Source organism: Cellulomonas biazotea, assembly GCF_004306155.1.
In the GTDB taxonomy this organism is placed as follows: Bacteria; Actinomycetota; Actinomycetes; order Actinomycetales; family Cellulomonadaceae; genus Cellulomonas; species Cellulomonas biazotea.
This window is the reverse complement of the sequence record NZ_BIMR01000532.1, coordinates 1-633: the sequence shown is the minus strand read 5'-3', so window position 1 is coordinate 633 and position 633 is coordinate 1. Positions and strand designations below refer to the sequence as shown.

General features: G+C 79.8%; 1 protein-coding gene. It reads left to right on the top strand.

Annotation, left to right across the window (positions count from 1 at the left end; genetic code table 11):
• Positions 1-142 precede the first annotated feature (142 nt).
• Positions 143-633, top strand: a 491-nt coding sequence (locus tag CBZ_RS20630; protein ID WP_373862218.1) for a thiamine pyrophosphate-binding protein, incomplete at its 3' end; no start/stop codon positions are given.

Here is a 633-nt window from a genome sequence, read left to right as displayed (position 1 = left end):
GCCCGGTGCCCGACCCCGACCTGCTGGCGTCGCACGCGGCGCCCGCCGACCTCGACGCCCGGTGGCGTGCGCGCGTGGAGGAGGTCCGCGCGGTGGCGGCCGCCCACCCGGCCGACGCGGCCGGACCGGCCCGGACGGCATGATGGACGCCGTGACGACGCACGGACCGACCCCCGGCAGCCCCGCGACGGCGGCCGCCCGGGTCCTCGTGCAGGCGCTCGCGACGCTGGGTGTGCGGGACGTCGTGCTGTCGCCGGGCTCGCGCAGCGCACCCCTGGCCTACGCGCTCGCGGACGCCGCCCGGGCGGACGGTGACAGGCCGGAGCACGCCCCGGCCGTCCGGCTGCACGTCCGCATCGACGAGCGCTCGGCCGGGTTCCTCGCGGTCGGCCTCGCGCGCGCCGCCGCGCACGACGACGACGGACCGCGGCCCGTCGCGGTCGTCACGACGTCCGGCACAGCGGTCGCGAACCTGCACCCGGCCGTGCTCGAGGCGCACCACAGCGGCCTGCCGCTGCTGGTCCTCACGGCGGACCGGCCGCACGAGCTGCGCGGCACGGGCGCCAACCAGACGACCGTGCAGCCCGGGATCTTCGGCGGCGTCGTGCGGCTGACCGCCGACGTCCCGGCGCC